This window comes from Azorhizobium oxalatiphilum (assembly GCF_014635325.1).
GTDB lineage: Bacteria > Pseudomonadota > Alphaproteobacteria > Rhizobiales > Xanthobacteraceae > Azorhizobium > Azorhizobium oxalatiphilum.
Window position 1 is genome coordinate 70,080 of the sequence record NZ_BMCT01000009.1, and the last position, 26,019, is coordinate 96,098.

The 26,019-nt window shown below is 64.9% G+C and carries 24 protein-coding genes; 11 read left to right on the top strand and 13 right to left on the bottom strand.

Annotated elements, in window-relative coordinates; all coding sequences use genetic code 11:
• Positions 1 to 90: 90 nt before the first annotated feature.
• Both IEW24_RS23880 and IEW24_RS23885 read right to left on the bottom strand, forming a co-directional pair.
• Positions 91 to 1,635, bottom strand: coding sequence for a cation:proton antiporter (locus tag IEW24_RS23880; protein WP_188583432.1), 1,545 nt, complete (start codon positions 1,633 to 1,635; stop codon positions 91 to 93).
• A gap of 245 nt (positions 1,636 to 1,880) precedes the next feature.
• Positions 1,881 to 2,180, bottom strand: a complete 300-nt coding sequence (locus tag IEW24_RS23885) for a PRC-barrel domain-containing protein (protein WP_188583433.1) — start codon at positions 2,178 to 2,180, stop codon at positions 1,881 to 1,883.
• 38 nt (positions 2,181 to 2,218) lie between these two features.
• Here IEW24_RS23885 and IEW24_RS23890 point away from each other — a divergent pair, with 38 nt between their 5' ends.
• Complete coding sequence (locus tag IEW24_RS23890; protein ID WP_188583434.1) at positions 2,219 to 2,374, top strand: hypothetical protein; 156 nt, start codon at positions 2,219 to 2,221, stop codon at positions 2,372 to 2,374.
• A 31-nt stretch (positions 2,375 to 2,405) separates the two neighbouring features.
• Here the strand turns inward: IEW24_RS23890 and IEW24_RS23895 are convergent, their stop codons facing one another.
• From IEW24_RS23895 to IEW24_RS28875, 6 genes are all read right to left on the bottom strand, one after another.
• On the bottom strand, positions 2,406 to 3,149 hold the full coding sequence (locus IEW24_RS23895; protein ID WP_188583435.1) for a GntR family transcriptional regulator: 744 nt from the start codon (positions 3,147 to 3,149) through the stop codon (positions 2,406 to 2,408).
• 106 nt (positions 3,150 to 3,255) lie between these two features.
• Positions 3,256 to 4,761, bottom strand: a complete 1,506-nt coding sequence (locus IEW24_RS23900; protein WP_188583436.1) for an aldehyde dehydrogenase — start codon at positions 4,759 to 4,761, stop codon at positions 3,256 to 3,258.
• Between the two features lie 28 nt (positions 4,762 to 4,789).
• Complete coding sequence (locus IEW24_RS23905; protein WP_188583437.1) at positions 4,790 to 5,704, bottom strand: hydroxymethylglutaryl-CoA lyase; 915 nt, start codon at positions 5,702 to 5,704, stop codon at positions 4,790 to 4,792.
• 3 nt (positions 5,705 to 5,707) lie between these two features.
• Positions 5,708 to 6,868 carry an iron-containing alcohol dehydrogenase gene (locus tag IEW24_RS23910; RefSeq protein WP_188583438.1) on the bottom strand — a complete coding sequence of 387 codons (1,161 nt, stop codon included), beginning with the start codon at positions 6,866 to 6,868 and terminating at the stop codon, positions 5,708 to 5,710.
• Positions 6,869 to 6,895: 27 nt separating this feature from the next.
• Positions 6,896 to 8,104 (bottom strand): CaiB/BaiF CoA transferase family protein, encoded by a 1,209-nt coding sequence (locus IEW24_RS23915; RefSeq protein WP_188583439.1) that lies wholly within the window; start codon positions 8,102 to 8,104, stop codon positions 6,896 to 6,898.
• A 637-nt stretch (positions 8,105 to 8,741) separates the two neighbouring features.
• Positions 8,742 to 8,960, bottom strand: coding sequence for a hypothetical protein (locus IEW24_RS28875; RefSeq protein WP_244644638.1), 219 nt, complete (start codon positions 8,958 to 8,960; stop codon positions 8,742 to 8,744).
• A gap of 371 nt (positions 8,961 to 9,331) precedes the next feature.
• On the opposite strand from IEW24_RS28875, the gene IEW24_RS23925 reads away from it, so the two are divergent.
• From IEW24_RS23925 to IEW24_RS23945, 5 genes are all read left to right on the top strand, one after another.
• The gene (locus IEW24_RS23925) at positions 9,332 to 10,114 is read left to right on the top strand and encodes an ABC transporter ATP-binding protein (RefSeq protein ID WP_188583440.1); all 783 of its coding nucleotides are present in this window, start codon (positions 9,332 to 9,334) and stop codon (positions 10,112 to 10,114) included.
• 24 nt (positions 10,115 to 10,138) lie between these two features.
• Complete coding sequence (locus tag IEW24_RS23930; protein ID WP_188583441.1) at positions 10,139 to 11,494, top strand: LLM class flavin-dependent oxidoreductase; 1,356 nt, start codon at positions 10,139 to 10,141, stop codon at positions 11,492 to 11,494.
• 5 nt (positions 11,495 to 11,499) lie between these two features.
• Positions 11,500 to 12,546 (top strand): ABC transporter substrate-binding protein, encoded by a 1,047-nt coding sequence (locus tag IEW24_RS23935; RefSeq protein ID WP_244644639.1) that lies wholly within the window; start codon positions 11,500 to 11,502, stop codon positions 12,544 to 12,546.
• Positions 12,547 to 12,611: 65 nt separating this feature from the next.
• Complete coding sequence (locus IEW24_RS23940) at positions 12,612 to 13,439, top strand: ABC transporter permease (RefSeq protein ID WP_188583443.1); 828 nt, start codon at positions 12,612 to 12,614, stop codon at positions 13,437 to 13,439.
• A 9-nt stretch (positions 13,440 to 13,448) separates the two neighbouring features.
• Positions 13,449 to 14,261, top strand: a complete 813-nt coding sequence (locus tag IEW24_RS23945) for an ABC transporter permease (RefSeq protein WP_188583444.1) — start codon at positions 13,449 to 13,451, stop codon at positions 14,259 to 14,261.
• A gap of 322 nt (positions 14,262 to 14,583) precedes the next feature.
• Here IEW24_RS23945 and IEW24_RS23950 read toward each other — a convergent pair whose 3' ends face one another.
• Complete coding sequence (locus tag IEW24_RS23950; RefSeq protein WP_188583445.1) at positions 14,584 to 16,047, bottom strand: NAD(P)-binding domain-containing protein; 1,464 nt, start codon at positions 16,045 to 16,047, stop codon at positions 14,584 to 14,586.
• 119 nt (positions 16,048 to 16,166) lie between these two features.
• Between IEW24_RS23950 and IEW24_RS23955 the strand changes: the two genes are divergently transcribed.
• Positions 16,167 to 17,012, top strand: a complete 846-nt coding sequence (locus tag IEW24_RS23955) for an NADPH-dependent oxidoreductase (protein WP_188583446.1) — start codon at positions 16,167 to 16,169, stop codon at positions 17,010 to 17,012.
• A 226-nt stretch (positions 17,013 to 17,238) separates the two neighbouring features.
• Here IEW24_RS23955 and IEW24_RS23960 read toward each other — a convergent pair whose 3' ends face one another.
• Together IEW24_RS23960 and IEW24_RS23965 are read right to left on the bottom strand one after the other, a co-directional pair.
• Positions 17,239 to 18,201: a D-2-hydroxyacid dehydrogenase family protein gene (locus IEW24_RS23960; RefSeq protein ID WP_188583447.1), complete on the bottom strand. Its 963-nt coding sequence runs from the start codon at positions 18,199 to 18,201 to the stop codon at positions 17,239 to 17,241.
• A 102-nt stretch (positions 18,202 to 18,303) separates the two neighbouring features.
• Positions 18,304 to 19,449, bottom strand: a complete 1,146-nt coding sequence (locus tag IEW24_RS23965) for an alpha-hydroxy acid oxidase (protein ID WP_188583448.1) — start codon at positions 19,447 to 19,449, stop codon at positions 18,304 to 18,306.
• Between the two features lie 599 nt (positions 19,450 to 20,048).
• Here IEW24_RS23965 and IEW24_RS23970 point away from each other — a divergent pair.
• Positions 20,049 to 20,786, top strand: a complete 738-nt coding sequence (locus IEW24_RS23970) for a Crp/Fnr family transcriptional regulator (RefSeq protein WP_210324279.1) — start codon at positions 20,049 to 20,051, stop codon at positions 20,784 to 20,786.
• A gap of 98 nt (positions 20,787 to 20,884) precedes the next feature.
• On the opposite strand, the gene IEW24_RS23975 is transcribed toward IEW24_RS23970, so the two are convergent.
• Positions 20,885 to 21,856, bottom strand: a complete 972-nt coding sequence (locus IEW24_RS23975) for a Bug family tripartite tricarboxylate transporter substrate binding protein (RefSeq protein WP_188583449.1) — start codon at positions 21,854 to 21,856, stop codon at positions 20,885 to 20,887.
• Positions 21,857 to 21,957: 101 nt separating this feature from the next.
• Positions 21,958 to 22,866, bottom strand: coding sequence for a LysR substrate-binding domain-containing protein (locus tag IEW24_RS23980; RefSeq protein ID WP_188583450.1), 909 nt, complete (start codon positions 22,864 to 22,866; stop codon positions 21,958 to 21,960).
• 251 nt (positions 22,867 to 23,117) lie between these two features.
• Here IEW24_RS23980 and IEW24_RS23985 point away from each other — a divergent pair, with 251 nt between their 5' ends.
• The 3 genes from IEW24_RS23985 to hpaH are packed head-to-tail and all read left to right on the top strand — an operon-like array spanning position 23,118 to position 26,007.
• A complete protein-coding gene (locus IEW24_RS23985; RefSeq protein WP_188583451.1) occupies positions 23,118 to 24,371 on the top strand; it encodes an MFS transporter in 1,254 nt (417 codons plus the stop codon).
• The gene (locus tag IEW24_RS23990; protein WP_188583452.1) at positions 24,368 to 25,207 is read left to right on the top strand and encodes a cyclase family protein; all 840 of its coding nucleotides are present in this window, start codon (positions 24,368 to 24,370) and stop codon (positions 25,205 to 25,207) included. Before IEW24_RS23985 ends, IEW24_RS23990 begins: the two co-directional genes overlap by 4 nt.
• 17 nt (positions 25,208 to 25,224) lie before the next feature.
• Positions 25,225 to 26,007 carry a 2-oxo-hept-4-ene-1,7-dioate hydratase gene (hpaH, locus tag IEW24_RS23995; protein WP_188583453.1) on the top strand — a complete coding sequence of 261 codons (783 nt, stop codon included), beginning with the start codon at positions 25,225 to 25,227 and terminating at the stop codon, positions 26,005 to 26,007.
• Positions 26,008 to 26,019: the final 12 nt, after the last annotated feature.

The following is a 26,019-nucleotide window of genomic DNA, read 5'->3' on the forward strand; positions in this document are numbered from 1 at the left end:
GCAGGCGAAAGGATTCGGTTCAGCTCTAGATATTTTTTGACGGGTTTCGGGCACGGGAGCGGGGGCGGCCCGAGAAAGTTGTGAGCGCCTTCAGCTCTCTTCGATATGCCGGTCGCTCTCGCTGCTGAGTGAGACTTCGGTGAAGTCCAGTTCTTCTTGGATGATGAGAAAGGCATCGGCGCCGATGCGTTGCTCCGTCCTAAGTGTTTCAAGCCGTTGCCGCTGGAGACGTAGAGCCGAGAATCCAAGCTGTCGCTTCTCATCTAACGATGCATCACCGCCTTCGGAGTTCTGGGCGGCATGGCGGCTCGCCTCGAAAGCGAAGCGCCAGTGATCCGCAACGCGGCCAGTCTGGCCATCAAGGCTGCTCAGAGCGACGGATGCCAGGTCGGCACGCACTCGGGCGAGTTCGTCGTCGAGGTCGTCCTCGCCGTCCAACTTCAGCAGCCTGACGAGAGGCGCGAGCGTCAGGCCCTGCACGACAAGTGTTGCCAACACCACGGCGAAGGCGGTCAGAACGATGAGATCGCGCTGCGGGAAGTCGGCAGGGAGGGCGAAGGCCGTGGCGAGCGTGAGCAAACCACGCATGCCACACCAGCCGACCAGAATGCCGTGCCGCAGTGTCGAAGGCTCGTAGCTGCCGCGAAAGATGGCGAAGTGGGCTGCCAGCCGATTGTAGATGATCACCCAGGTCATGCGGATCAGGATCAGGCACAGGACCACGCTGGCCGCGAACCATCCGGCTTGCTGAAGCCTGCCCATTGGCATTTCGAGAACGATGGTGCGTGCCTGCAATCCCATCAGAAGAAACGCGAGGACGTTCAGCAGGAACACTGTTGTGCCCCATACCGCGAAGCTGTGAATCCGCATTCTCGGTGGTGTCACGCGCCCGACCGATTGAGCAATGGTCATTGCGAATGTGACAAGGCACAGCACAGCGGACAGGCCGAGATGCTCCGCGATGATCCACACCCCGAAGCAACTCACGAATTCCAGCAGATTGCCGCCGAGCGTCCCGGTGAAGAAGCGGAGGAAATGGCTGAACAGCCAGGCGCAGGCGAAGCCGAGAAGGATGCCGCCCGGAGCGGCGACCGCCAGATGAAACCCGACCTCGAGATCTAGCGAGCCGTGGCTCTGGAAGGCGAGGGCGGCGGTGAACAGGAGCAGGGCGCTGGCATCGTTCAGCAGGCTTTCCCCCTTGAGCAGGACGACGGATCGGCGTGGCATACTGACGCTTTGCAACACGGCTGTGGCGGCGGCGGCGTCGGGCGGGGCGACGATGGCGCCAAGCGCGATGGCGGCGAAGAGTGGAAGACCTGCCATTGTGACGCCCAGCCATGCCACTGCCGCCGCGCTCAGCAGCACGGCTACGACCGCAAGTGAGAACAGCGGGCGCCACAGGCGGCGGATGGACCCGACTTGAAAGTCGAAGGCCTCGTCCACCAGGACAGGAGCTATGAACAGGACAAGCGCAGTTTGGGGATCGAGCCCGATTGCGGGAGCGCCGGGCACCAGAGCCAGCAGAACACCTGCTGCGGCGAGCATCGTTGGATAGGGTATGGAAAGCCGGCGAGAGACTTGCAGGAGCAGGATCGCGATAGCCAGCAGAAGCACCAGGCTTTCAAAAAAGGTCACGGCACAATCCTCTCTGCGGGTTGCTCCGTGATGCCGCGCGACTTCCGCTAGACCACGAGGTCAGCGCTGCCAGTGTAGCAACGTTAGACCTATGGCTAGGTCTAGCGGATTTGTGGTGTCTTCCCAATTCCGTTGAGCGTGTTCTCGCCACGCCAGCAAGATGGATGGCGGCCGAGAAGCCACCTGCCGGACCGAACAATGCCGATACGCAGGCGGCCCAGCTTTCGCCGGGCCGCCTGCCGTACTCAATGTTCGTGATGCTCGGGCATCGCTTTCAGCTGATCCTTTGTCCATGCAGTGACGGCGTGGACTTCACCGTCCTCGTCGCGCATGAAATCCAGATCTCGGGCTGGCACCGCTACCGGCTTGGCACCGATGCCCAGAAAGCCTCCCACGTCGATCACGACTTCACTGGCAATGCCGACGCCGTGGATGTGGGAAACGCTTCCGATTTTCTCGTCGCCGGGCCCGTAGATGGTGGCACCGTCAAGCACAGACGGAACCAGTTCAGTTTCGGTCAGGCGCACGTGTCGAGTATGGTCCATTGGGTTTCCTCCATTATCGAGAAGAAACCTCTTCACGGATGAGCCTGTTCCAGATCCGCTTGGGGCTCGAATTTTTCAAGGCGTTTCCGTTGCTCCCGGACCTGCGATTTCAAAAGGCTATGCCGATTTTGCGGTGCGCTCGCGAGTTTCAGTCACGCCACGCGACCCTGCACCGTTTCATCGCCGCCAGCTGAACGCGGGCGAAGCGCGCTGGCTCCCCTCGGGTTATCGGGTGGCGCGCGTACGGGGGCGCCCGGCGCGCTGCTCGCGCAGCTTCAGAACCTGCAGCATGTTCTGCAACGAGCGCTGGACATGGGCGCGTGCTGCTTCCGCCGCAGCATCAGGATCTCGACGGCAAATTGCGTCCACGATCTGGCGATGTTCGCTCAGGCGGTCGATGAGGTGATCGGCCCAACTGACTTCCAGCCAGATGGCCAGTTGCAGCCGGTCATAGACCTGCTTCACCGCATCCAGCAGGGCGGCATTGCCGGTGGCCTCGGCGATGACGAGATGGATGCGCAGGCCGAGGTCGTACTCGGCCGCGACTTCCTGTGCGTCCACGTGGCCCGCGACGCTTTCCAGCTCGGCGATGCAGGCGCGCAGGCGGTCGAGATCGGCATCGGACGCCACCTGCGCGGCGAGGCGCGCCGCATGGGTATCGAGCGCCTCGCGCAAGCCCACCAGATCGGCAATGGCAGTGGCGTCCAGACGTACCACCAGATAGCCGCCGGTGGCGCGCTTCGTGACCAGCTTCTCTTGATCGAGGCGGGACAGCGCCTGTCGCAGCGGCGTGCGGCTGACACCAAGGCGTTGGGCCATGTCGGCTTCCGCCAGACGTTCGCCGGGCCGCAATTCGCCGGTGAGTATGAGCGCCTTCAGTTCCTCATAGGTCTGCTCGCCTAGCGTCGGGGAGGCGGCATCGGCCGCATCCTCAATCAACCCCTCGTCTGCCGACCTCTGGTCTGCCATGTCCCCTCGATCACAGTCCGGAGGCGGACGGGGCGGCATCCGGCGTGCCGCCCGTCCTGCATCCTGCTCGGGATATATGAGTTGGCCGGGATCGCAAGAGCTTCCCTCAAGCCTTGATCACGAACGGATCCTGGATGTCCTCACTCAGTTCGCACCAGACGCTTTTGGTCTGGAGATACTGCTGGATGGCACTGATGCCGTTCTGATGGCCGAGGCCGCTGTCCTTGTGCCCGCCGAAGGGCGAGTTGAATGCCATGGCGCGATAGGTGTTGAGCCACACCGTGCCCGCCTGCAGGCGCCGGGCCATTACATGGGCGCGGCGCAGGTCGCGGGTCCACACGCCCGCCGCCAGCCCGAAGGGCGTGTCATTGGCGGCCTTGAGCACCTCCTCCTCGTCATCGAAGGGGATGACGGCGAGCACCGGGCCGAATACCTCGTGCTTCAGCACGCAATTGCCCGGCTGAACGTTGTGAAGAATGGTCGGCGAGAAGAAGTAGCCGTCCGGAAAAGCCTCCACGCGGGCACGGCTGCCACCGGCCAGCAACTCGGCGCCGTCGGTGAGCGCCTGTTGCACCATGCTCTCGTCCTTGGCGAGCTGGGCGGCGGTGGCCACCGGCCCCATCTGTGTCTCCGCCTTCATGGGATCGCCCAGCTTGATGCCGGCGGCGCGGGCGACGAGACGCTCCACCAGCCGGTCATAGACCGGGCGCTGGATATAGGCGCGCGAGCCGGCAACGCAGGTCTGGCCGGCGGCGGCGAAGATGCCCGCCAGTACGCCCGCCTCGGCGCGATCGAGGTCCGCATCCGCGAACACGATGTTCGGGCTTTTGCCGCCCAGCTCCAGCACCGCGCTCACCAGCCGCTTGCCGGCTGCCTGCGCGATGGCGCGTCCGCCGGCATCGCCGCCGGTGAAGTTGATCTTGGCGACCTTGGGATGATCCACCAGCGCCTCGCCGGTGGTGCGCAGGCCCGTGACCACATTCACCACACCCGGCGGAATGCCGGCCTCTATGGCGAGGCGGGCCAGCTCGATGGCGGAGGCGGAGGTCACTTCCGAGGGCTTGAGAACCACCGTATTACCCGCGGCCAGTGCCGGGGCCAGCGCCATGATGCTGAGGAAGGTGGGCGAGTTCCATGGCACGATCACCGCCACCACGCCGAGCGGCTCGCGCAGCGTGTAGTTGAACACGCTGGTGCGATCGAGCGGGATGACGGTGCCTTCCACCTTGTCCGCGAGGCCGCCGAAATAATACAGCCAGTCCTGCACGATATTGGCCTGCGTGCGCATCTCGCTGAACAGCTTGCCGTTCTGCGCCGTCTCCAGGGTGGCGATGCGTTCGGCATGCTCGGAGATCTTGTCGCCCCACTTCATCAGCAGGCGGCCACGGCGTGTGGGCGAGAGCGCCGCCCACGGACCGCTGCGGAAAGCGTCATCCGCCGAAGTGACAGCGGCGTCTACGTCGCGTGCCGACGAATCCGCGAACGTGCCCCAAGGCTTTCCGGTGGTGGGATTATGGGAAACGAAGGTCCGGCTATCGACGGACGGCGCATCACGGCCGCCGATGAAATTGCTGTAAGTGATCTGCGCCTCAGCGGTGATGGGGGCGTTCATGGGCGTTCCTCGGTTTTGTTGGGACGGCTCAGGCCGCCGTTGGCTGACTGCACCGCTGCTGGACCCGCCATGCTGCACTGTCGAGCGGCTGTCCGCGCCAGTCAGCCAGCATGCGGTCGGCCTCCAGCAGAGCGTCGAGATCTATGCCGGTCTGGATGTTCATGGCGGCGAGCATGGACACCATATCCTCGGTGGCGACATTGCCTGTCGCTCCGGGCGCATAGGGGCATCCGCCGAGACCGCCGGTGGCGGCATCAAAGCGGCTGATGCCAGCCTGCAGGCCAGCCAGTGTATTGGCCAGCGCGCAACCGCGCGTGTTGTGCAGATGCAGCTCGAACTCCGTGCCGGGGAAGCGGCGGATCATGCGGGAGGAGATGTCGAACACCTGCAGCGGATCAGCCACGCCGATGGTGTCGCACAGGCCGATGCGTTCGCATCCCCCCTCCACCAACCGGCCGACGATGTGCTCGATACGCTCCGGCGTGGCGCGGCCGTCGAACGGGCAGCCGAACACGGTGGAGATGGAGATGCGGCGCCGGAGACCATCGGCCTTGGCCTGCGCGTGCAGTTCGAGGGTTTCCGCGAGCGACTCTTCCGTGGGGCGGTTGAGGTTCTTCAGATTGTGCCCATCGGTGGCCGAGAAGACGAAGGTGACGCCGGTGACACCTGCCTTCTGCGCCCGTTCCAGTCCGCGCCGGTTTGGGATCAGCGCAAGGCTTTCGATGGCAAGGTCCTTGGTCGCAGCCACCACCTCTTCGGCGTCCGCGAGATTGGGAATCCATTTCGGATGAGTGAAGGAGGTGATCTCCATTTCCTTCACGCCGGCCGCCGCGAGCTTTTCGACGAACCGCACCTTGTCGGCGGTGAGCATGAAGCGGGCTTCGTTCTGCAAGCCGTCGCGCGGGCCCACTTCGGTGATCCTGACACTGCCGGGGAGCTGCATGGTTCAGATCTCCTGCCGGAAGGCGCTGTCGAGGATGCTCATGAGGCCCTCATAGGTGACATCGCGTGGGTTGGGGCGGGTCTGGCGGAAGTTGGTCATGCCGTCGCGTGCCAGTGCATCCATAGCGCTGCGCGGCACATCCAGCTCGTCGAGATGGACGGGGATGCCGATATCGCGTGACAGGCTCTCCACGGCGCTGATCGCCCGCTCTGCACCGGCGCGCGGCGACAGATGCTCCACCTGCTCTCCCAGCGCCACGGCGATGTCGCGATACCGTTCGATGGAGGAGACGAGGTTCCAGCGCATGACGTGGGGCAGCAGCACCGCATTGGCGATGCCGTGCGCGATATTGAACTGCCCGCCCAGCGGCATGGCGAGGCCATGCACCATGCCGGTGGCCGCACTGCCGAAGGCGAGCCCCGCATAGAGGCTGGCGGTGAGCATGTTCTCGCGCGCCACAATGTTCTGGCCGTTGAAGACCGCCGTGCGCAGGTTCTGGCCGATCATGCGGATGGCCTTCAGCGCGAAGTCGTCGCTGAGCGGCTGCGCGAAGCGCGAGACATAGGCCTCTATGGCATGGGTGAGTGCATCCATGCCGGTGGCCGCTGTGGTGAAGGGGGGCAGTCCGAGGGTGAGTTCGGGATCAAGAATGGCAGTGTCGGCCAGCAAATAGCGGCTGACGATGCCCTTCTTGGTGTGCTGCGCCTTCAGGCTCAGCACCGCCACGTTCGTCACCTCGCTGCCGGTGCCGGAGGTGGTGGGGATGATGATCTTCGGCACGCCCGGCCTTTCCACCTTGTCGATGCCGAGATAGCTTTCCACCTCGCCTGGATTTGTGGCCATGACGGCGGCGCATTTGGCGGTGTCGATGGCGCTGCCGCCGCCGAGCCCGATGATGAGGCCGCATTTTTCCGACCGCACCACGTCGGCGCAGGCGATCACGGTTTCGATGCTCGGGTCCGGTTCGACCTGCGAGAACACCACGACCTCACGGCCCTCCAGCAGCTTGAGCACCTGCTCGGCAAGGCCCGCCTTGACGATGCCTGGATCGGTGACGAGCAGGATGCGGGCGGTGCCGAACCGGTCCACCTCATCGGGAAGCTGGCGGATGGCGCCGCGCCCCTGGATGAGCCGCTGGATGGCCGTGAAGACGTGATAGGACATGGGTTTCCTCGCGTGGGGCGGGTTCGGTCAGATCACACCGGCCGCCTTCAGTTTTTCGATCTCTTCCGGGCTGAGGCCGAGGCGATCGGCCAGCACTTCCTGCGTATGCTCACCCAGCGTCGGGCCGACCCAGCGGACGGAACCGGGGGTGTCGGACAAATGCGGAGCTATGCCCTGCATGGTCAGGCGGCCATACTCGGTGCTCTCCACATCCACCACCGCTCCCCTTTCGCGGAAATGCGGGTCGGCCACGATACCGGCGGCGTCGTAAAGCGGGCCGGAGGGCACATTGTGGGCTTTCAGGATGTCCAGCAGTCCGGCCAGCGGCAGGGTGCGCGTCCAGTCGGCGACGATATCGTCCAGCTCCTGCTGGCGTGCGCCGCGTGCGCGATGGGTGGCATAGCGCTCGTCTTTGGCCAGCTCCGGCTGGCCCATGGCCTGCGCGAGACGGGCGAAGATGGCGTCGCCATTGCCGCCGATCAGGATCCATTCATCATCCCCGGTGGGGTAGAGATTGGAGGGCGCGATGCCGGGCAGTGCAGTGCCCGTGCGCTGGCGCAGAGAGCCGGTGGCGCTGAACTCGGAGAGTACGGCTTCCTGCATGGCCAGCACCGCATCGGTGATGCCCACATCCACCACCTGCCCCTTTCCGGTGCGGCGACGCGCCTCCAGCGCGGAGGTGACGCCCAGCGCCGCAAACACACCGGCCAGCGAGTCGCCGATGGAGAGGCCGGCGCGGGGCGGTGCGCGATCGGGGAAGCCGGCCAGCGTGCGCAGGCCGCCCATGGCTTCGGCAATGGCTCCGAACCCGACGCTCTGGCTGTAGGGGCCGGTCTGGCCGAAGCCGGACACGCGGGCGATGATGAGGCCGGGATTGGTCTTGTGCAGGTCGTCCGGCCCGAGGCCCCAGCGTTCCAGCGTGCCGGGGCGGAAATTCTCCACCAGAATGTCGGCCTGATTGATGAGGCTGCGGGCGATCTCCTGTCCCGCTGTGCCGCGCAGGTCCAGCGTCATGCTGCGCTTGTTGCGCGCGATCACAGGCCACCACAGCGATTTGCCGTCTAGCTGCGCCACGCCCCATTGGCGCATCACATCGCCGACGCCCGGAGGCTCGATCTTGATGACGTCGGCGCCGAGGTCCGCCAGCAACTGGCCGCAGAACGGCCCGGCGATGAAGGAACCCACCTCGACCACGCGGATGCCGGTCAGCGGGCCCTGATTGTTCGGTTCGGTCACGATAATCCCTCCCGGGCGGGGGCGCGGCGCCTCTTGCTTTCCGCCTTCTAGTCCTTCGGCCCGCTGGATCGAGCCGTGGCCGCACCGGACGCGCGGCCGACGACAGATGAGACCAGTTCGCCCGACCGCACAAGCCGCCGGACACGCGGTGTCCGCGCCAGATCTCGGAGCAGGTTCCTCAGGCTCCGTTATGTTCCCGGTCGCGTCCTACGAGCGCTGTCGCATCGGAGCGGCATGGATGTGGCGAGGGCCGCGAAGAGGATGTTCAGAGGCTCAATGCCGCTCTGTCCGTTGCGAGCAACAGGCAGGACGCAAATGGGGAAGGGGCATCATGGCGTCGCGTCTCCCGGTCGTCTTCTTGATGCGGCTTTTATCGGCATGCCGCTCTTATGGCGATTGTTTCAGCGGGCGTTCGGCGCATCTCGCACTGTCGCCTGCGATCTGAATGCAATTTGGTATCCCAAAATGTATTCCACCGTCAAGTGGACGTATTTTGAGATGAGGTGCCTTCCCCACGCCGCCAGCCTCCCTGCTTTGGAGACTGGCGGTTCGGGGCCAGGCGTCGTTGGCGAAGAGCGGTAACTGTACTCGGGTTTCACTCTCGCTGGAGGAGGCTCACGCCACCGCGTGGCATGGCTCAATTTGTCTGCGGCTTGCCCTCCGCATCATAGCGCGACCAGTAGCCTTCGAGCTTCAAGTCCTTGATCGCCGCTTCAAGATAGCGGGTGGCCCCAGCACCCTTGAAGAAATACCATTCCACCTTGATGTTAGGCGTGACTGCGAAGGCGTTTTCGACATAGTGCCCCGCACGTGCCGTCGCGGCGGAGGTGCCTTCTGCATAAGGGCGGTTGTCCACGCCGATGGCGGCGTAGCCGATGCGAATGGTCAGCGGATCAGCGCGGAGAGTGCTGGTGGAGGCCGGTATGAAAGATGACCGCGCTGGCTATGCGGGCGATTGTAGCGCGCAAGGGAGAGATGGGCATTGAAGGCTCCTGCTGAGGTGTGAAACAGGCAGTTTCAAAATTAACCGGATTTGTCAATTAACCGCAAATTTTGGTATTTTTGATTGGGATGTAATCAGTCATCTATATGAAAAATAACATATTTTAAATATGACAAATTTAATTGACTTAATTTGAATATTGCCTAGCCTCATGATCGTCAATGGACTTTGGCCTGCGGCGGCTCGCGTGGCTGTTGGGCGGGTCTGAATGCAGGTTCAGGCGCATGAGCAGCGGTGAAATCGCCATTCGCGGCGTATCGAAGACATTTCGCGTGGACGGTCGTCCGCTGGTCGCGCTGGATCGGGTCGATCTTGATGTTGCGGCCGGTGAGTTCATCACCATCGTGGGGGCGAGCGGCTGCGGGAAATCAACCCTGCTGCGCATGATTGCCGGACTCGAACGCGAGCATCGGGGTGAGATCCGCCATGGCGGACGGCCGGTTTCAGGCCCCAGTCTCGACCGTGGGCTGGTGTTTCAGGAGCCGCGTCTCTTCCCGTGGCTCACCGTGGCGCAGAACCTGGCGCTCGGCCTTGAGAATGCGCGGGTCGATGTGGCGCAGAAAAAGCGTCTCGTGGCCGAGCATCTCGAACTGGTCGGTCTCGGAGGCTTCGGCAATGCTTATCCGCGGCAGCTGTCCGGCGGGATGGCCCAGCGAGCCGCCATTGCCCGCGCGCTGGTGAACCGGCCGGAAGTGCTGCTGCTGGATGAGCCCTTCGGTGCGCTGGACGCCATGACGCGTGCGCATCTGCAAGGTGAGCTCCAGCGCATCTGGGACCATGAGAAGATCACCGCCATCCTCGTGACGCACGATGTGGATGAGGCGGTTCTGCTGGGGGATCGCGTGGTGGTGATGGCGCCGAGGCCGGGCCGCATCGCGCGCATTCTGGATGTGTCCGTGCCACGCCCGCGCGACCGCCGCGACCCGGACCTGATCCGCTTGCGCAACGAAGTGCTGCAGGAGCTGGACGCCATCAAGGACGCCGCGCCCGCCGCGCTCGCCAGCTGAAAAATCCTATCGGGAGATGTGACGATGACGGCCAAACGCCAGATCAAGCTCGGCGCCTTCCTCATGACCGACGGCCACCATATCGCGGCCTGGCGGCACGCGCGGGCACCGGCCAATGCCAATGTGAGGATCGACCATTATCTGCGTCTCGCCCGCATCGCCGAGGCGGCGAAATTCGATGCACTGTTCCTCGCCGACAGCGTGGGCGTGCGGAACGATAATCTGGAGTCGCTCAGCCACACCTCGCGAGCGGTGTCCTTCGAGCCGCTGACGCTGCTCTCCGCGCTCTCGGTAGTGACGCAGAATATCGGCCTCATCGGCACCGCCAGCACGACCTTCAACGAGCCCTATCACATCGCCCGCAAGTTTGCTTCGCTCGACCTCATGAGCGGAGGTCGGGCGGGCTGGAATGTCGTCACCTCTTCCAGTGAATCCGAAGCCCACAATTTCAATCTCGAAACCCACATCTCTCATCCTGATCGCTACGACCGCGCGCGGGAATTCATGTCCGTGGTGAAGGGGTTGTGGAACACCTGGGAGGACGACGCCTTCCTCCGCGACAAGGCCGACGGGGCCTATTTCGATCCGGCGAAGTTTCACCTTCTGGATCACCGGGGCAAGCATTTCCGCGTGAAGGGGCCGCTCAATGTGGCCCGCTCGCCGCAAGGGCATCCGGTGGTGGTTCAGGCGGGTGCCTCGGAAGACGGGCGGGACCTCGCGGGCGCCACCGCCGAAGCCATCTTTGCCGCCCAGCGCACGCTTCAGGAAGCGCAGGCCTTTTATGCCGACATCAAGACGCGGGCGGACAATTATGGCCGCGATCCGGACCATGTGAAGATCATGCCCGGCATCTTTCCCGTGGTGGGACGAACCGAGGCCGAGGCGCGCGAAAAATTCGAGGAGCTTCAGGCGGGCATCGAGCCGGTGGTCGGGCTCCAGTTGTTGTCACAGGTGATCGGCGGTTTCGATTTCTCCGGTTATCCCGTGGATGGCCCCTTGCCTGAACTGCCGGAGACCAACGGTCCGAAGAGCCGTCAGAAGCTGCTGATCGATGCGGCCCGGCGGGACAATCTCACCATCCGCCAGCTCTATCTGGAGATCGCCGGCGCGCGGGGCCACTGGCAGGTGGTGGGCACGCCTGCGCAGATCGCCGACCAGCTCGAGGAGCGCTTCACCAAGGGGGCGGCGGATGGCTTCAACGTGATGGCGCCCCATCTGCCCGGCGGGTTGGAAGACTTTATCGAAACGGTTATTCCCGAGCTGCGCCGCCGCGGCCTGTTCCGCAAGGAATATGAGGGCACGACGCTGCGGGAGAATCTGGGCCTGCCGTTTCCGCAGCACCGCGCGCCGCGCGAACTGCGGTCGGTGGCGGCGGAGTGATGGGCATGGCTCCATCTCTCCTTCGTGCTGTCGTCGCAAGTATCCTCGCGCTCAGCGCCTTCCTGGGCGCGGCAGCCGCTTCGGCCGAGCCGCTGGTGGTGCGCATCGGCTTTGCATCGGTCGGGGTCGACAACCGGCAGTTTGCGGGCGGCAGCTCGGTCGCCATTGCCCATGCGGAGGGTTATCTGGAAAAGGCTTTCCAGGACACGCCGGAGGTGCGCTTCGAGTGGTATTTCTTCAAGGGCGCCGGGCCGGCTGTCAATGAGGCCATCGCCAACGGCCAGCTCGATTTTGCCGTGCAGGGCGACCTGCCATCCGTCATCGGCCGTGCCAGCGGGCTGAAGACGAAGATCCTGATGGCCTCCGGCGCCCATGCGCCCACCTATCTGGCAGTGCCGGAGGGGTCGTCCCTCTCGTCAGTGAAGGAGCTGAAGGGCCGTAAGGTGGCCATCTTCCGGGGCACCAACAACCATCTGGCGGTGGTCAAGGTGCTGGCCGCCAACGGCCTGTCCGAGCGGGATATTCAGGTGCTCAACATGGACAATGCCACCACCAATTCCGCGCTGGCCAGCAAGGACGTGGACGGCGCTTTCGGCAACTGGCCGCTTATCGCCCTTCATCTCGCCAATCGGGCGAAGATCATCTACGCCACCAAGGGCGACGATCCCGCCTTCGAGCGCCATTCCACCGTTCTCGTGACGGAGGCCTTCGAGGGCGCACATCCCGATATTGTGCAGAAGATTATCACCCAGTTCGTGCGCGCGGCCCGTTGGTCGTCGGACAACGCCAATTTCGACGCAGCCGTGGCCATCTGGGCGCGTTCGGGTACGCCGGAAGCGGTGTTCCGCTATGACTTTGCCGGCACCGAGCTGCGCTATCGCAACTCGCCGATCGTCGATCCCTTCCTCGTCGAGCAGTACCGCTTCCAGGCCCGGCAAGCCAAGGAGTTCGGCCTCGTGCGGCGGGATGTGGACGTGCGTGGCTGGTTCGAGCCGAAGTATGTGGATCAGGCCATCACCACGCTGGGGCTGGAAGGCTACTGGACGCGCTAAGACCCCCACGGCAAGCCGCTCACCTTCTGAGTTCATCCATCCCGGTCCGCCCCCGAGGATCTGCCATGACCGTCCTGGATCTGCCGCATCGGCTCCCTTCGCGCCCCATATCGCTGCGGCTGCTGCGCCCGCTGGTGGCCGGGCTCAGGGATTTCGCCGTCGCGCTGCTATTGCCCGCGGTCATCCTCCTGCTGTGGGCCATAGGTTCCGCCTACGAGCTGGTACCACAGCAGATCCTGCCACCGCCCATCTATGTGTGGGAGAATTTCCGCGACATGCTGGCCGGTGGCGAGCTGCTCCAGCATGCCGGCATCAGTGCTGTGCGGGTGGCGGGCGGCTTTGCCATCGGAGCCGCTCTCGGTCTGCTGCTCGGCATCGCCATGGGGTTGTCGGAGGTGGTGGACGACTATGTCCGGCCGCTTTTCACCGCCATCGCACAGGTGCCGACTCTGGGTTGGATCCCGCTGCTGATGCTATTTCTCGGCATAGGTGAGGCGCTGAAGATCGTCATCATCGCCAAGGCGGCGCTGGTGCCCATGGTGCTCAACACGTCCGCCGGCATCCGCGGCGTGCCGAAGGCTTATGTGGAGGTGGCGGACGTATTCGCCTTTACCCGCTGGCAGAAGCTGCGCCGCCTCATTCTGCCCGCAGCCGTGCCGCCCATCTTCACCGGCATTCGCTACAGTCTCACCAAGGCCTGGACGGCGCTGGTGGCGGTGGAACTGCTCGCCTCCGCCGAGGGGCTGGGCTACCTGCTGGTGTGGGGCCGGCAGATGTTCTGGCTCGATACGATGATCGTGGCCATGGTCATCATCGGCCTTGTCGGCTTCGCCATGGATAAGATCCTCGCACTTGCGGAAGCATGGCTGCAAAGCTGGCGCATCGACGGCTGAGGTGCGCCCATGAGCCTGCCCCTCGCCGAGCCTGCCATCGAAACCTCCTCCACTGCCTCGCGTGGCTGGCGGCCTTCGCACCGCCTGCGGCGCGGCCTCATGCTGCCTTTGCTTTTGCTGGTGGCATGGGAGGCGTCAAGCCATCTGCGTCTGGTAGATCCACGCTTCCTTCCGCCACTTGAGGCCATCGCCATAACCGCACGGGAGGAGATCTGGAGCGGCGACCTGTTCCTGCATCTCGGCGCCAGCCTTGCCCGCAATCTTGCGGGTTTCGCCATTGGCACGCTGCTGGGCGTCGCCTTCGGTCTGCTGCTCGGCTTGTCGCCGGTGGCGGGCCGCATCGCTGGCCCGACATTCCATGCCGCCAAGCAGATAGCGGTTCTGGCCTGGATTCCCATCATCTCGGTCTGGTTCGGCTTTGCCGAGACCGCGAAGGTGGTGTTCGTTGCAGTGGCGGCCTTCGTGCCGGTGGCGCTCAACACCATAGAGGGCGCGGCAAGCGCTCCGAAGCCCCTTATTGAGGTGTGCGAGGTTCTGACCTTCTCCCGTTGGCAGCGTATCCGTCGCGCCTATCTGCCGTCCGCCTTGCCCTCCATTCTCACGGGAGTCCATCTCGGCCTGATCTATGCCTGGCTGGCGACGGTGGCGGCGGAGTATTTCATGACCGTCGGCCCCGGCATAGGCGGCCTCATCATTGCCGGTCGCGAGCGGTTCCAGATGGAGCTCGTGATGCTGGGCGTCGTCATTCTCGGCACCGTTGGCTTTCTGCTCAATCACATTGCAACTCTCGTCGAGGTGCGGCTGCTGCGCTGGCGCGCCTGACAGAGCTTTAATGTCCTTTGCATGATTTTTACGCCGCAGGACAAGCGACTCGGACGCCGGCAGTTCCTCGGTGGTCGCTACGGGTCTGGTGGTCTCGGGCGCCTCCGGTGCTGGCGCCCGGAGCGAGGGACCTTTGCAGGTTCCGGTCTGGACGCGGGAGCAGGGAAATCCCGTCGCTTCGCCGGCCTATGGCGCGCCGTCGTCGTTCGAAAAGGGGATCGGGCACCGTTCCCGCACGCCGCCTAAAAGACGCCCGGGCTGAGGGCCGGCGTGGCGTCGCTCGGAGCTTCCTAAAGGAAAGCTCCGAGCGAGATCGGCGCCATCATTCCGCCGCTACGGTGGCGCCGCGATAGATGCTGCGGGCATAGAAGGCGGGTTCGAAATCCGGGGCCTGAGGTGCGGTGATCCTCTGCTCATGAAGCGGAAGGTCGGCGAGGAAGAGATCGCGGCTGATGCCGGCCACCACGGCGGGAATCTCCCGCTTGAAGCTGGGCACATCGCCCACCGGCAAGCCGGACGTGACGAAGGCTCCCAGATTGAAGGCATGGATGTTTGCAAGGAACGGGGCCGCCCCCGGCACGCGCTCCTGATATTCGAGCGCCGATCCCAGATAGGGGTGTCGGGCGAGTACCTCGTCCCGCTCATCCGGTGCAGCGACATAGCGGTCCTGCCACAGGGCGATGTCGTCGGCGAAATCGGCAAGCTCCGGTCGCCGCGCCGGATCCACCGCGTAGCCGGTGCCGGCGATCACGAAGTCGAAGCGCAAAGGCTCGCCGCCGATCCGTGCCGTAACGTGGTCACTGCTGATCTCTGGGCGGGGCCAGGGCGCGCCGAGATGTATGTGGAAGTTGGGATGGCGGATGGCGCGTTCCACCGTCTCCAGCGGTGCGGTCGTGCCCGAACGCCGGTACCTGACGGCGAGGTGCCAGCGCAGGGCATCCGGCAACTGGCGGAAATTGTCGTAGGCGCCGGGATAGGCGCGAGCCTTGGTCACAGCGGTGGCGGCCAGTTCCGGCCGGCGGCTGAAGAGGTGCACGTCGCGTGCACCCGCTTCCAGCGCCGTGGCGGCGGCATCGAACGCTGAAGCGGCTCCGCCGATCACCGCCACGGAGCGCCCGCGCAGGGCCGCGAAATCGATGGTGCTCGATGTGTGCGCGAGAAGATGCGCAGGGATGTCAGCCAGCACATCGGGAATGAAAGGCCCGCCTGCACCGAGGAAGCCGGTGGCGAGGATCACCTTGCGGGCGGTCTCCACGCGTGTGCTGCCATCCACGATCAGATGGACGCGAAAATGCTGGGCCGCCGGCTCGATGCGGGCGACCTCGATGCCATAGCGGATGTCGATCCGGAGCGTGCGCCGGAACCAGCTGAGATAGTCGGCCCAGGCAAGGCGGGGGATTGTGGACAAAGCGGCATAGGCTTCCGCGCCGTGAATGCTCTCGAACCAGGCCTGGAAGCTGAGACCAGCGTGCCCAAGTTCGGGCCCGGGGAGGAACTTCGGTGTCCTGAGCAGCTTCATGCGAGCAGTGGTGCGCCAGATGCCCGATTGGGCCTCACCCGATGATCTGTCGATCACCGAGACCTTGCCGATGCCGGCCCTCTGCAAAGCAAAGGAGAGCGCGGTGCCCGTGTGGCCGCCGCCGACGATGAGCACATTGTGGTCGATGCCCTCCCGATCAGAGACCCAGTTCGCCGGTGCGGGGCCGATCAGCCGCAGCGTTTCCGTCGCGAGTGTGTGAGTGCTTCGCGCGGCGGGAGCGGGGAGAACGGGCGTTTCCGAGGACATGGCCACCTCCAGACGATAAGGTCGGAGCAAGGATCGACAATTAATTGATATAGTCAATGTATTTAATTGATTATAGCTTGGTGGTCGCCCACCAGCCCCGATCATGCACGAGGCCAGCCATGAATGACGCTCTCGCCGGTATCTCCACGGAACCTGCGGCCGAAGCCTTTGCCCATCGCTATCGTGAACAGCCCCGCCCGTTGCCTCGGCCGTGGAACGAGGTGCTTCGGACACAGCTCGACCACCGCTCCGTGCGCAGCTATCTGGCGTCCCCCATCTCCGAAGAGACGTTGGAGTTGCTGGTGGCCGCGGCCCAGTCCGCCCCGACATCCTCGAACCTGCAGGCCTGGAGCGTCGTGGCGGTGCGGGATGTGGCCCGGAAGGCGGAACTGGCACGGCTGGCCGGTGGGCAGGCGCATATCGTGCAGGCGCCGCTGGTGCTGGTCTGGATCGCAGACCTCTCCCGGATCACCCGCATTGCGGCTGCGCAGGGGGTAGAGCTGGAAGGCGCGGACTTCACCGAGAGCTTCCTGCTGGCGACCATCGATGCGGCGCTCGCGGCCCAGAATGCGGTGGTGGCAGCCGAGTCTCTGGGCTTGGGCACGGTCTATATCGGTGCCCTGCGCAATCACCCTCTTGAGGTGGCGGCTTTGCTGGAATTGCCTGAGCGCGCTTTTGCCGTGTTCGGGCTCGTGGTGGGACATCCGGATCCGGCGCGTCCGGCGGACATCAAGCCGCGCCTGCCACAGGCGGCCGTGCTTCATCATGAGGTCTATGACGCGGAAGCGCAGGTTGAGGCGGTGCGGCGCCACGATGCGCACAGTCTCGCCTTTCGCGCCGAACAGGGGCTGGACGCCACCCCATGGAGCGCACAGGCGATCCAGCGGCTGCGTACCGTGGCCTCCCTCATGGGTCGCCACGTCCTGCGGCAGGCAGTTGCGAAATTGGGTTTTCCGTTGAAATGAGATCGATGGCGCACCCGGACGGCCGCACTCCACCGCGAGCCCCTCGGCCAGCGCAGTCTGCTTCAGTTGATCGTCGGATCACTGATCGTGGCGGCGTTGCGATGTTGCAGAGGCGATCGCGCAGGCCGGATCGCGTCGGCCGAGATGGGTTGGCACGTCGTCGGCGCAGCTTGCAGTGCTGCTTCTGCCTCCCTGGCCTGCGGTTCGATCAGCTCCGGGCGGCAGATCACTCGGTGAGAAGCCGAACCGGCGTGCCGTCGCGCCAGGCGATGATGTCCTCCACGCAATCGGCGAAGAACTGCCGATAGGTCGTGTCGGTCACGTAGCCGAGATGCGGTGTCAGCACCACGTCGTCACGCCGTCGCAAGGGATGGTCCGCAAGGAGCGGTTCCTGATCGAAGACATCAAGGCCGGCACGCAGGCCGCCGGCATCAAGACGGGCGATCAAGGCCGCCTCATCCACCAGCGGTCCCCGCGAGGTATTCACGAGGATTGAACCGGGCCTCAGCCGAGCCAGTTCCGGTGCGCTCACCACGCCCCGCGTCCGATCGCTGAGCACGAGGTGGAGGCTCACCACGTCGGCGCGCTCGAACAGTTGGTCCTTCGTCACCAGTTCCACCCCTGCGGCGTCGGCGCGCTCGGCGGTGAGGTTCTGGCTCCAGGCGATCACCTGCATGCCGAAAGCCCGGCCGATGGCGGCCATGCGCGATCCCATCTTGCCCAGCCCCACGAGGCCGAGGCTGCGGCCTTCCAGTGTCGTTCCAAGCGTACGCTGCCATCCGCCGTCCCGGACGTTGGCATGTTCCTGCGGGATGTGGCGGGCGCAGGCCAGAATGAGGCCCCACGCCAGTTCGGGGGTCGAGAAGTTGGAATCCCCGCCGCGCGTATGGCAGATGGCGATGCCGCGCGCCGCCGCCGTCGCGAAATCGATGGAGCGGGTGCGCACGCCCGTCACTACCAGCAGCTTCAGGTTCGGCAGCCTGTTGAGCAGTTCCGCCGGCACCGGCATGCGCTCGCGCATGAGACACAGCACATCGAATGGGGCGAGCGCTTCCGCCTGGGCCTCCAGAGAGGGGAGGGCGCGGTCGAACACGGTGACATCGGCGTCGGTGCCGAGCCGTGACCAGTCGGCCATCTGGAGGGCGACGTTCTGATAGTCGTCCAGAATGGCAATGCGCAGTCGAGCCATGGCGGTGGTCCCGGTTGGGGTGGGCAGGAACGCACAAAAGGGGCCGGACCTCCGAGAGAAGGGACGGCGCCGAGGGCCCGCCGCGAAGGCGGGCTGATGCTGTCAGCGGAACCGCAGGCTGTCGCGGGACAGCTGGGAGACAGTGGTGCAGCCCATCAGCTTCATCCCGCGCTCGATCTCCACCCGCATCTGCTCCAGCGCCCGTTCGACGCCCGGCTGGCCGGCGGCCGCCAGCGGGAACAGATAATAGCGCCCGAGGCCGACGGCCTTTGCGCCGAGCGAGAGTGCCTTCAGCACATGGGTGCCGCGCTGCACGCCGCCGTCCATCATAACGTCGATCTTGTCACCGACCGCGTCCACGATCTCGGCCAACTGGTCGAAGCCGCTGCGCGAGCCGTCGAGCTGGCGCCCGCCATGGTTGGACAGGACGATGCCGGTGCAGCCGATATCGACGGCGCGGCGGGCGTCCTCAACCGTCATGATGCCCTTCAGGCAGAACTGGCCGCCCCAGTGCGCGACCATCTCGCGCACGTCGTCCCAGTTCATGGCCGGGTCGAGCATCTCGGTGAAGTAGCGGCTGATGGACATGGTGCCGCTGCCCATGTCCACGTGGCTGTCGAGCTGGGGCAGCCTGAACTTCTCATGGGTGAAATAGTTGATCGCCCAGCCGGGCTTGACCGCGAACTGGGTCATGCCGGCAAGGTTCAGCTTGAAGGGAATGGCAAAGCCCGTGCGCTTGTCGCGCTCGCGGTTGCCGCCGGTGATGCTGTCCACGGTGAGCATCATTACTTCGACGCCCGCCGTCTTGGCGCGGGCCATCATCTCGCGGTTCAGGCCGCGATCCTTGTGGAAGTAGAACTGGTAGACTTGGGGGCTCTTGCTGATCGCCCGCGCGTCCTCGAGGCTCACGGTGCCGAGCGAGGAGACGCCGAACATGGTCCCGAACTTGCCCGCCGCAGCCGCCACGGCGCGTTCGCCCTGATGATGGAACAGGCGCTGCAAAGCGGTGGGGGAGCAATAGACCGGCATGGCGAGCTTCTGCCCCATGACCGTCACCGACATGTCCACTTCACTCACGCCGCGCAGGACGCTCGGCAGGAGATCGCAGGTCTCGAAGGCTTCCGTATTCCGACGATAGGTAACCTCGTCGTCGGCGGCGCCATCAATGTAATTGAATATGGGGGCTGGCAGGCGCTGCTTGGCCAGGCGGCGGAAGTCGTGGAAGTTGTAACAACTTGTGAGGCGCATATCCTGCTCCACCGCGGCTCGTCGACTGAATCGACTGGCCGATTGTCCCATGTGACCGGCGATCAGCGTCGAGCCGGCGAATGACAACAGCGAGATAGGCTGGGACGTGGCCGGTGTCGATAGACGTTTCGCCTGATCCGGCCTGCAATACCAATCGGAAGGCGTTTTCCGGAGCGGGTTGGTGCTGGAATAATTCCAGCCTGCTGGTCGCTTGCGGGGCCATCCCATCCGCGACAGGAGAATCGCCAGGCTGCGAGGGTGCGCGCCTTCCGATGGTGATAGGGAGTGGAGCGGGGGAGGAAGCCGGAAAAGCGGCCCCGTCCCGGTTGGGGTGGGGCCGTTCAGTTCCAGAGGTCAGTCAGGAGGGGACCTCGCCGACAACCAGAGCGTGCCATGTCCAAGATGAACACCAGTTGACTGGCGCGCCTTCCGCCAGCTTTTTCGGGCAGGAAGCGCCATCGCTATGCGGACGAGGCGCCCCACCCCCAGTTCGATCCTGCGGGGGCTAACTAATGTTAATGTGAGGCTTGTGAAAATTCATACAAGTCCACCTCGGGCGACAGCGAGATCAGGTTCTCCGCCCGAGGCTGGAGAATGTCGTGCCCGACGAACAGGTGATGAGCGTCGTGCGCAGGCTGAGCTCCCGCCATCCCCTGACACACGGGGACGTGGATGCGCTCTGCGACATCCCCTATGTGACGCGGACCCACGATGCCTCAGCCTATCTGGTCCGGGAAGGGGAGCCGTCGCGCGACGTCTGCAGTTTCGTGCTCTCCGGTCTGGCGCTGGGCCAGAAGTCCACTTCGGCCGGCGCCCGGCAGATCATCTCGATCCATATGGCCGGCGACTTCCTCGATACGCAGCATCTCTTCCTGGAGCGGGCGGACCATAATGTGCAGGCGCTCACGCGGCTGGAAACCATTGATTTCAGTCGCCGTGCCCTGAAGCGCGTGCTGCTTGAACGCCCGGGCATTGTGCAGGCCATGTGGATCGATGCCCTGATCGATGCCTCGATCTGCCGCGAATGGATCGTCAATGTGGGCGCCCGTCGCGGGATCTCGCGGGTGGCGCATCTCCTGTGCGAACTGGCCGTGCGGTTCGAGCGGGCGGGACTGATCCGGGATGGGGTGTTCGAGGTGCCGCTGACACAGGAACAGATCGGCGATGCTGTCGGCCTGACGCCGGTCCATGTCAATCGCTCACTCAAGCTCCTTGCCGCCGAAGGGCTGATCCAGCGGGACCGCAGGAAGGTCAGCCTGTCCAGCTGGACCCGGCTGCGGGAAGTGGCGGATTTCAGCGCCCTCTATCTGCACGAGACCACGGCGCCGGCGGAATAGCTGATCGCAGGCGCGTAGGAAGCCGTCTTAATGGCGAAGGGGCGAGCCGGGTGGCCCGCCCCGTGTTTCTTGAACGGTCGATTCAAATAGAGAATTGCCTATTCGTTGATGGAGGCGCCGGAGGCCTTCACCACCGGCCCCCACTTGGCCAGCTCTGCCTTCACATGCGCCGCCAGTTCGGCGGGCCCCGCGCCCACGGAGACGGCGCTGATGTCCGCCAGCTTCGCCTTCACGTCCGGGTCGGCCACCGCCTCGGCCCCGGCCTTGGCCAGCTTGTCGATGATCGGCATGGGCGTGCCAGCCGGAGCAAAGATGGCGTTCCAGCTGTAGGTCTCGTAGCCAGGCAGACCGGATTCGGAGACGGTCGGCAGATCGGGCGCGGCCGGCGAGCGCTCCTTGGTGGTGATAGCGACGCCGGTGATGGAGCCCTTGCGGATGTGGCCGATGGCCGAGGGCAGGTTATCGAACATGATCTTCACCTGCCCGCCGACAAGGTCGAGCATGGCAGGACCTGCGCCCTTGTAGGGCACGTGCACCATCTTCACGCCCGCCATGCTCTCGAACAGCGCGCCGGACAGATGCAGCGGCGTGCCGACGCCGGACGAGGCGTATTCGTACTTATCCGGATTGGCTTTCAGAAGTGCGATCAGTTCTGCGGTGGTCTTCACGCCAAGTGAGGGATGGACCACTACCACGTTGGGCACGTTCACCAGCAGTGAGACCGGGGCGAAATCCTTCACCGGATCATAGGGCATCTTGGTGTAGAGCGCGGGGTTGATGGCGTGGGTGGCCACCGTGCCCATGAGCACCGTGTAGCCATCGGGCGCGGCCTTGGCGACGGCCGCCGCGCCGAGGTTGCCGCCGGCGCCGCCGCGATTGTCCACGACCACCTGCTGCTTCAGGATCTCGCTCATCTTGGCGGCGATGATGCGGGCTACGATGTCTGTGGAGCCGCCGGCTGCAAACGGCACAACCAGACGGATAGGGCGGTTGGGGAAATCGTCCTGCGCCTGGGCTGGGCCGGCAAAGACAGCTGCGGCAAGGGCAAGCGCGGTCAGAATTCGTTTCATTGGTGTCTCCTCCACACTCCAGTGTAGAGGCATTTGCCCCTGCGGAAGAAGGGGGCAAAAAGTATGGTGCGCTGTGTTCCTGAGCGAACGGTGCGCCGAACTCAGATGGTGCCGATGCCGGATGCGGCAAGCTCGCCGGCGATCCAGTCGTGCACGGCTGCGAAGCGCTCGCGCAGCAGCTTGGTGCGCCAGGCGATGTGATAATTGAAGATGGCCGGCACCGACAGGTCGAACAGCCGCACCAGTTCGCCCCGCGCCAGATAATCCTGCGCCAGCAGGGAGCGGGCCATGGCGATGCCCTGTCCCAGCAGTGCTCCGCGTACGGTGAGCGCCACGTCATCCAGCAGGGTGGAGTGAGCGGGATAGGTGATCGGCAAGCCGGCCTTCTCCAGCCACAGGTTCCACGTCACCTGCGAGTGCAGCAGCAGTGGCACATCCGGCATGCCCTCGGGCGTCAGGCCGGCATGGCGCGCCAGAAAGTCCGGGCTGCAAACCGGATAGATGATCTCCGACCCCATCTTTTCCGGCACCATGCCTTCCACGTCGCCGGCGCCATAGACAAGGGCGAGGTCCGTATCCTCGGGGCATTTCTCCGAGAGATCGGCGAGGCTTGTGATGCGCAGTCCCACGTCGCCCAATACCTGCTTCAGCGCATTGAGCCGGGGCAATAGCCAGTGCTCGGCAATGCCCGTCTGCACGGCAAGATTGAGCATCTCCGGCCGCTGCACCTGATCCGCGTGCGCCACGGCATAAGCCTGACTCAGATAGTCCAGTGCGCGACGGGTTTCCGCTGCCAGCGTGCGGCCGGTAACGGTGAGCGCCATGCGGTTGCCCCGCCGGGTGAACAGCGGCTGGCCGATAGCCTCCTCCAGCGTGCGGATCTGATGGCTCACCGCACTGTGGGTGATGCAGATCTCCTCAGCCGCCAGCGAGAAACTGCCGAGGCGTGCGGCCGCTTCGAAGCAGCGTAGCGTCTGCAGCGACGGAAGTGCGCGATACGGGGCGGACATTCGGCCACACCTCCCGGGTGATGGGGCCGGCAGCGGGAGCGGCGCCGGCACGCGGGCTCAAGGGTGCACTGCACCCATGTCAATTCTGCTCACACTGGCCTTGAGAAATAGCCAATTGCGGCTCCCCTCCCGCTTACCTATCACCAAACGCAACGAATTTAAGCCCCTGCGACATGAGCGGAATCAGCTCGGCCGGGGGCAGCTCCGCGACGCCGGCGGAGACCACAAGAAATCATGCCGGGAGGTTCATAATGAGCATCGAAGTCTCAAGCCCAGCTGCGCCCAAGGCGCGCTGGTATCAGGGCGCAAGCCGGGTGCAGTGGCAGGTGTTCTGGTCCGCCTATCTGGGCTGGGCGCTGGACATCATGGACCTGCTGCTGTTCGCCATGCTGCTGGGCCACATCTCCACCGAGCTGGGGATGGACCGCTCCACGGCGGGCATGATCGCCTCCGCCTCGCTCATCGCCACGGCCTTCGGCGGCCTCATCTTCGGCTTCCTCGCCGATCGCATCGGCCGCACCCGCTCCATGGTGCTGTCCATCCTGTGCTACTCCATCGGCACCATGCTCTGCGGCTTCTCGCAGACCATGACGCAGTTGCTGCTGTTCCGCATCATCGTCGGTCTCGGCGTGGGTGGTGAATGGTCGGCGGGCGCGGCACTCATCACGGAGACCTGGCCGGCGCAGCATCGCGGCAAGGTGATGGCCTGGGTGCAGAGCGCGTTTGCCTCCGGCTATGCGCTGGCCGCCATCGTCGCCGCTGTCTTCCTGCCCATCGTCGGCTGGCGCGGCGTGTTCTTCTTTGGCATCGCCCCGGCGCTGCTGGCTTTCTGGATCCGTCGCCACACCCCCGAGCCGGCGATCTGGAAGGAGCAGAAGGTCCGCCTCTCGCTCCGCGAGACGGTGAGCATGCTGCTGGGTGAGCACGGGCGCAGCACGGCGGTTGGCTTCGCCTTCACGGCGGCGGCCATGTGCGGCTACTGGGGCCTGTTCACCTGGATCCCCACCTGGCTCGCCACCCCCGTTTCGGCCGGCGGCCCGGGGCTCGATCTGGTGAAGTCCACCACCTGGATCGTCATCATGCAGGTGGGCGCAGCTGCCGGCTTCGTGTCCTTCGGCTATGTGGCGGATTCGCTGGGACGCAAGGCCGCCTTCATCATCTACTTCATGCTCTCGGCGCTCTGCGTGCCGATCTATACCCTGATCTCCACGCCCACCCTGCTGCTGGTGTTCGGTCCCGTGGTCGCCTTCTTCGGCACAGGATTCTACTCCGGCTTTGCCCCCACCTTCGCCGAGCTGTTCCCCACCAATGTGCGGGCCACGGCGCAGGGCTTCATCTACAACGCCGGCCGCGCAGTCAGCGCCCTTGCCCCCGCGGCGGTCGGCTTCCTGGCGACGAGCTTCGGCCTGTCCGGTGCGCTCGCCTTCACCGCCGGCTTCTTCGTGCTCGCCGGCCTGATCGTCCTCATCTTCCTGCCCGAGACCAAGGGAGCGGAGCTGCAATGAACATCGTCACCACTGCCGCCAAGGGCGACTTCCAGCCCGAGGCTTGGCTCGGTGCCGCCAATGCGGCGCGCCAGATCGACCTCAGCCATCCGATGCAGAAGGGCATGCCGATTCATCCGGCGCACCCGCCCTTCCACATCACGCTCAATAACCGGCATGGCGACGTGCTGCGCTGCTGCGGCCATTCCTCGTCCAATGAGCTGATGGTCACCAGTACCCATTCCTCCACCCATATCGATGCCATCTGCCACGTCTCCGAGCATGGCGCTCTGTACGGCAAGTATGAAGCGTCTGAACAGCAGCGCGGCATCGACCTGTTCAAGGTCCATGGCGCCGAGACCATCGCGCCCATCTTCCGGCGGGGCGTGCTGCTCGACGTGGCGGCGACGCGGGGCGTGTCGGCGCTGGAGCCGGCCTATGAAATCACGGTGGCCGACATGGAGGCGGCCGAAAAGGCCTCCGGCACAACCATCCAGCCCGGCGACATCGCGCTCGTGCGCACCGGATGGGCGCAATACTGGAAGGAGTCGCAGCGCTATCTCGGCCTCGATTCCGCCGGTGCGCCGGGTCCGGGCGTGGAGGCGGGCCACTGGCTCGCGGCGCGCAAGCCCTTCTCCGTGGGCTCGGACACGTCCGCCTTCGAGGTGATGAACCATCACAACATCACCCTCGAAGTGCATATGATCCTGATCGCCCAGAACGGCATCCACATCATCGAGAACCTCAATCTGGAGGATCTCAGCGGCGTGGCGAAGGGGGCGTTTGCTTTCGTCGCGCAGCCGTTGCGTATCTCGGGCGCGACGGGCTCGCCCATCCGCCCGCTGGCGCTGCTGTGAGATAAGGGAGATAAGCCATGCTCAGTGAAGAGGACCGCCGTCGCGGTGCGGAAGAGATCCTGCGCGCGGAGCGCGAGGGCAAGCCGGTGCTCCAGCTCTCCAAGACCTTCCCGCAGATGGAGATCGAAGACGCCTACCGGGTGCAGGATCTGTGGGCGGAGGCGCGCATCGCCAACGGCGCGCGCATGGTCGGCCACAAGATCGGCCTGACCTCCCGCGCCATGCAGATGGCCTCCAAGATGACCGAGCCGGACTACGGCCGCATCCTTGATGATGCGCTGTTCAACGACGGCGCGCAGATCCCCGCCACGCGGTTCATCAAGCCGCGCCTCGAGGTGGAGCTGGCCTTCATCATGGGTGAGGATCTGTCCGGCCCCAATACGCGCATCTATGACGTGATGCGGGCCACCGAATATGTGGTGCCGGCGCTGGAGATCATCGACTATCGCACCGAGGTGCCGCGGGCCGTCGTGGACACCATCGCCGACAACGCCGCCTTCGGCGCCATCGTGGTCGGCGGGCGGGTGATCCGGCCCATGGACGTGGACATCCGCTGGGTCGGTGCCACGCTCACCAAGAACGGCATCATCGAGGAGAGCGGTGTCTCGGCCGCCATCATGGGCCATCCGGCGGCGGGTGTGGCGTGGCTGGTGAACAAGCTGCACGCGGTGGGCGCCAAGCTGGAGAAGGGGCAGATCGTGCTTGCCGGTTCCTTCACCCGGCCCGTGGACATCGCCAAGGGCGACGTCATCACCGCCGATTACGGCCCGCTGGGCGCCATCAGCGTCTCCTTCACCTGAGGCCTTCTGCTC

Bases quoted from the DNA above. Each gene is read 5' to 3' on its own strand.
- hpaH (WP_188583453.1), top strand. From the start codon at position 25,225: ATGCTCAGTGAAGAGGACCGCCGTCGCGGTGCGGAAGAGATCCTGCGC.
- IEW24_RS23980 (WP_188583450.1), bottom strand. From the start codon at position 22,866: ATGTCCGCCCCGTATCGCGCACTTCCGTCGCTGCAGACGCTACGCTGC.
- IEW24_RS23930 (WP_188583441.1), top strand. From the start codon at position 10,139: ATGACGGCCAAACGCCAGATCAAGCTCGGCGCCTTCCTCATGACCGAC.
- IEW24_RS23960 (WP_188583447.1), bottom strand. From the start codon at position 18,201: ATGGCTCGACTGCGCATTGCCATTCTGGACGACTATCAGAACGTCGCC.
- IEW24_RS23905 (WP_188583437.1), bottom strand. From the start codon at position 5,704: ATGCAGCTCCCCGGCAGTGTCAGGATCACCGAAGTGGGCCCGCGCGAC.
- IEW24_RS23895 (WP_188583435.1), bottom strand. From the start codon at position 3,149: ATGGCAGACCAGAGGTCGGCAGACGAGGGGTTGATTGAGGATGCGGCC.
- IEW24_RS23975 (WP_188583449.1), bottom strand. From the start codon at position 21,856: ATGAAACGAATTCTGACCGCGCTTGCCCTTGCCGCAGCTGTCTTTGCC.
- IEW24_RS23910 (WP_188583438.1), bottom strand. From the start codon at position 6,868: ATGTCCTATCACGTCTTCACGGCCATCCAGCGGCTCATCCAGGGGCGC.
- IEW24_RS23990 (WP_188583452.1), top strand. From the start codon at position 24,368: ATGAACATCGTCACCACTGCCGCCAAGGGCGACTTCCAGCCCGAGGCT.
- IEW24_RS23985 (WP_188583451.1), top strand. From the start codon at position 23,118: ATGAGCATCGAAGTCTCAAGCCCAGCTGCGCCCAAGGCGCGCTGGTAT.
- IEW24_RS23950 (WP_188583445.1), bottom strand. From the start codon at position 16,047: ATGTCCTCGGAAACGCCCGTTCTCCCCGCTCCCGCCGCGCGAAGCACT.
- IEW24_RS23890 (WP_188583434.1), top strand. From the start codon at position 2,219: ATGAGCCTGTTCCAGATCCGCTTGGGGCTCGAATTTTTCAAGGCGTTT.
- IEW24_RS23965 (WP_188583448.1), bottom strand. From the start codon at position 19,449: ATGCGCCTCACAAGTTGTTACAACTTCCACGACTTCCGCCGCCTGGCC.
- IEW24_RS23935 (WP_244644639.1), top strand. From the start codon at position 11,500: ATGGCTCCATCTCTCCTTCGTGCTGTCGTCGCAAGTATCCTCGCGCTC.
- IEW24_RS23940 (WP_188583443.1), top strand. From the start codon at position 12,612: ATGACCGTCCTGGATCTGCCGCATCGGCTCCCTTCGCGCCCCATATCG.
- IEW24_RS23885 (WP_188583433.1), bottom strand. From the start codon at position 2,180: ATGGACCATACTCGACACGTGCGCCTGACCGAAACTGAACTGGTTCCG.
- IEW24_RS23925 (WP_188583440.1), top strand. From the start codon at position 9,332: ATGAGCAGCGGTGAAATCGCCATTCGCGGCGTATCGAAGACATTTCGC.
- IEW24_RS23955 (WP_188583446.1), top strand. From the start codon at position 16,167: ATGAATGACGCTCTCGCCGGTATCTCCACGGAACCTGCGGCCGAAGCC.
- IEW24_RS23900 (WP_188583436.1), bottom strand. From the start codon at position 4,761: ATGAACGCCCCCATCACCGCTGAGGCGCAGATCACTTACAGCAATTTC.
- IEW24_RS23945 (WP_188583444.1), top strand. From the start codon at position 13,449: ATGAGCCTGCCCCTCGCCGAGCCTGCCATCGAAACCTCCTCCACTGCC.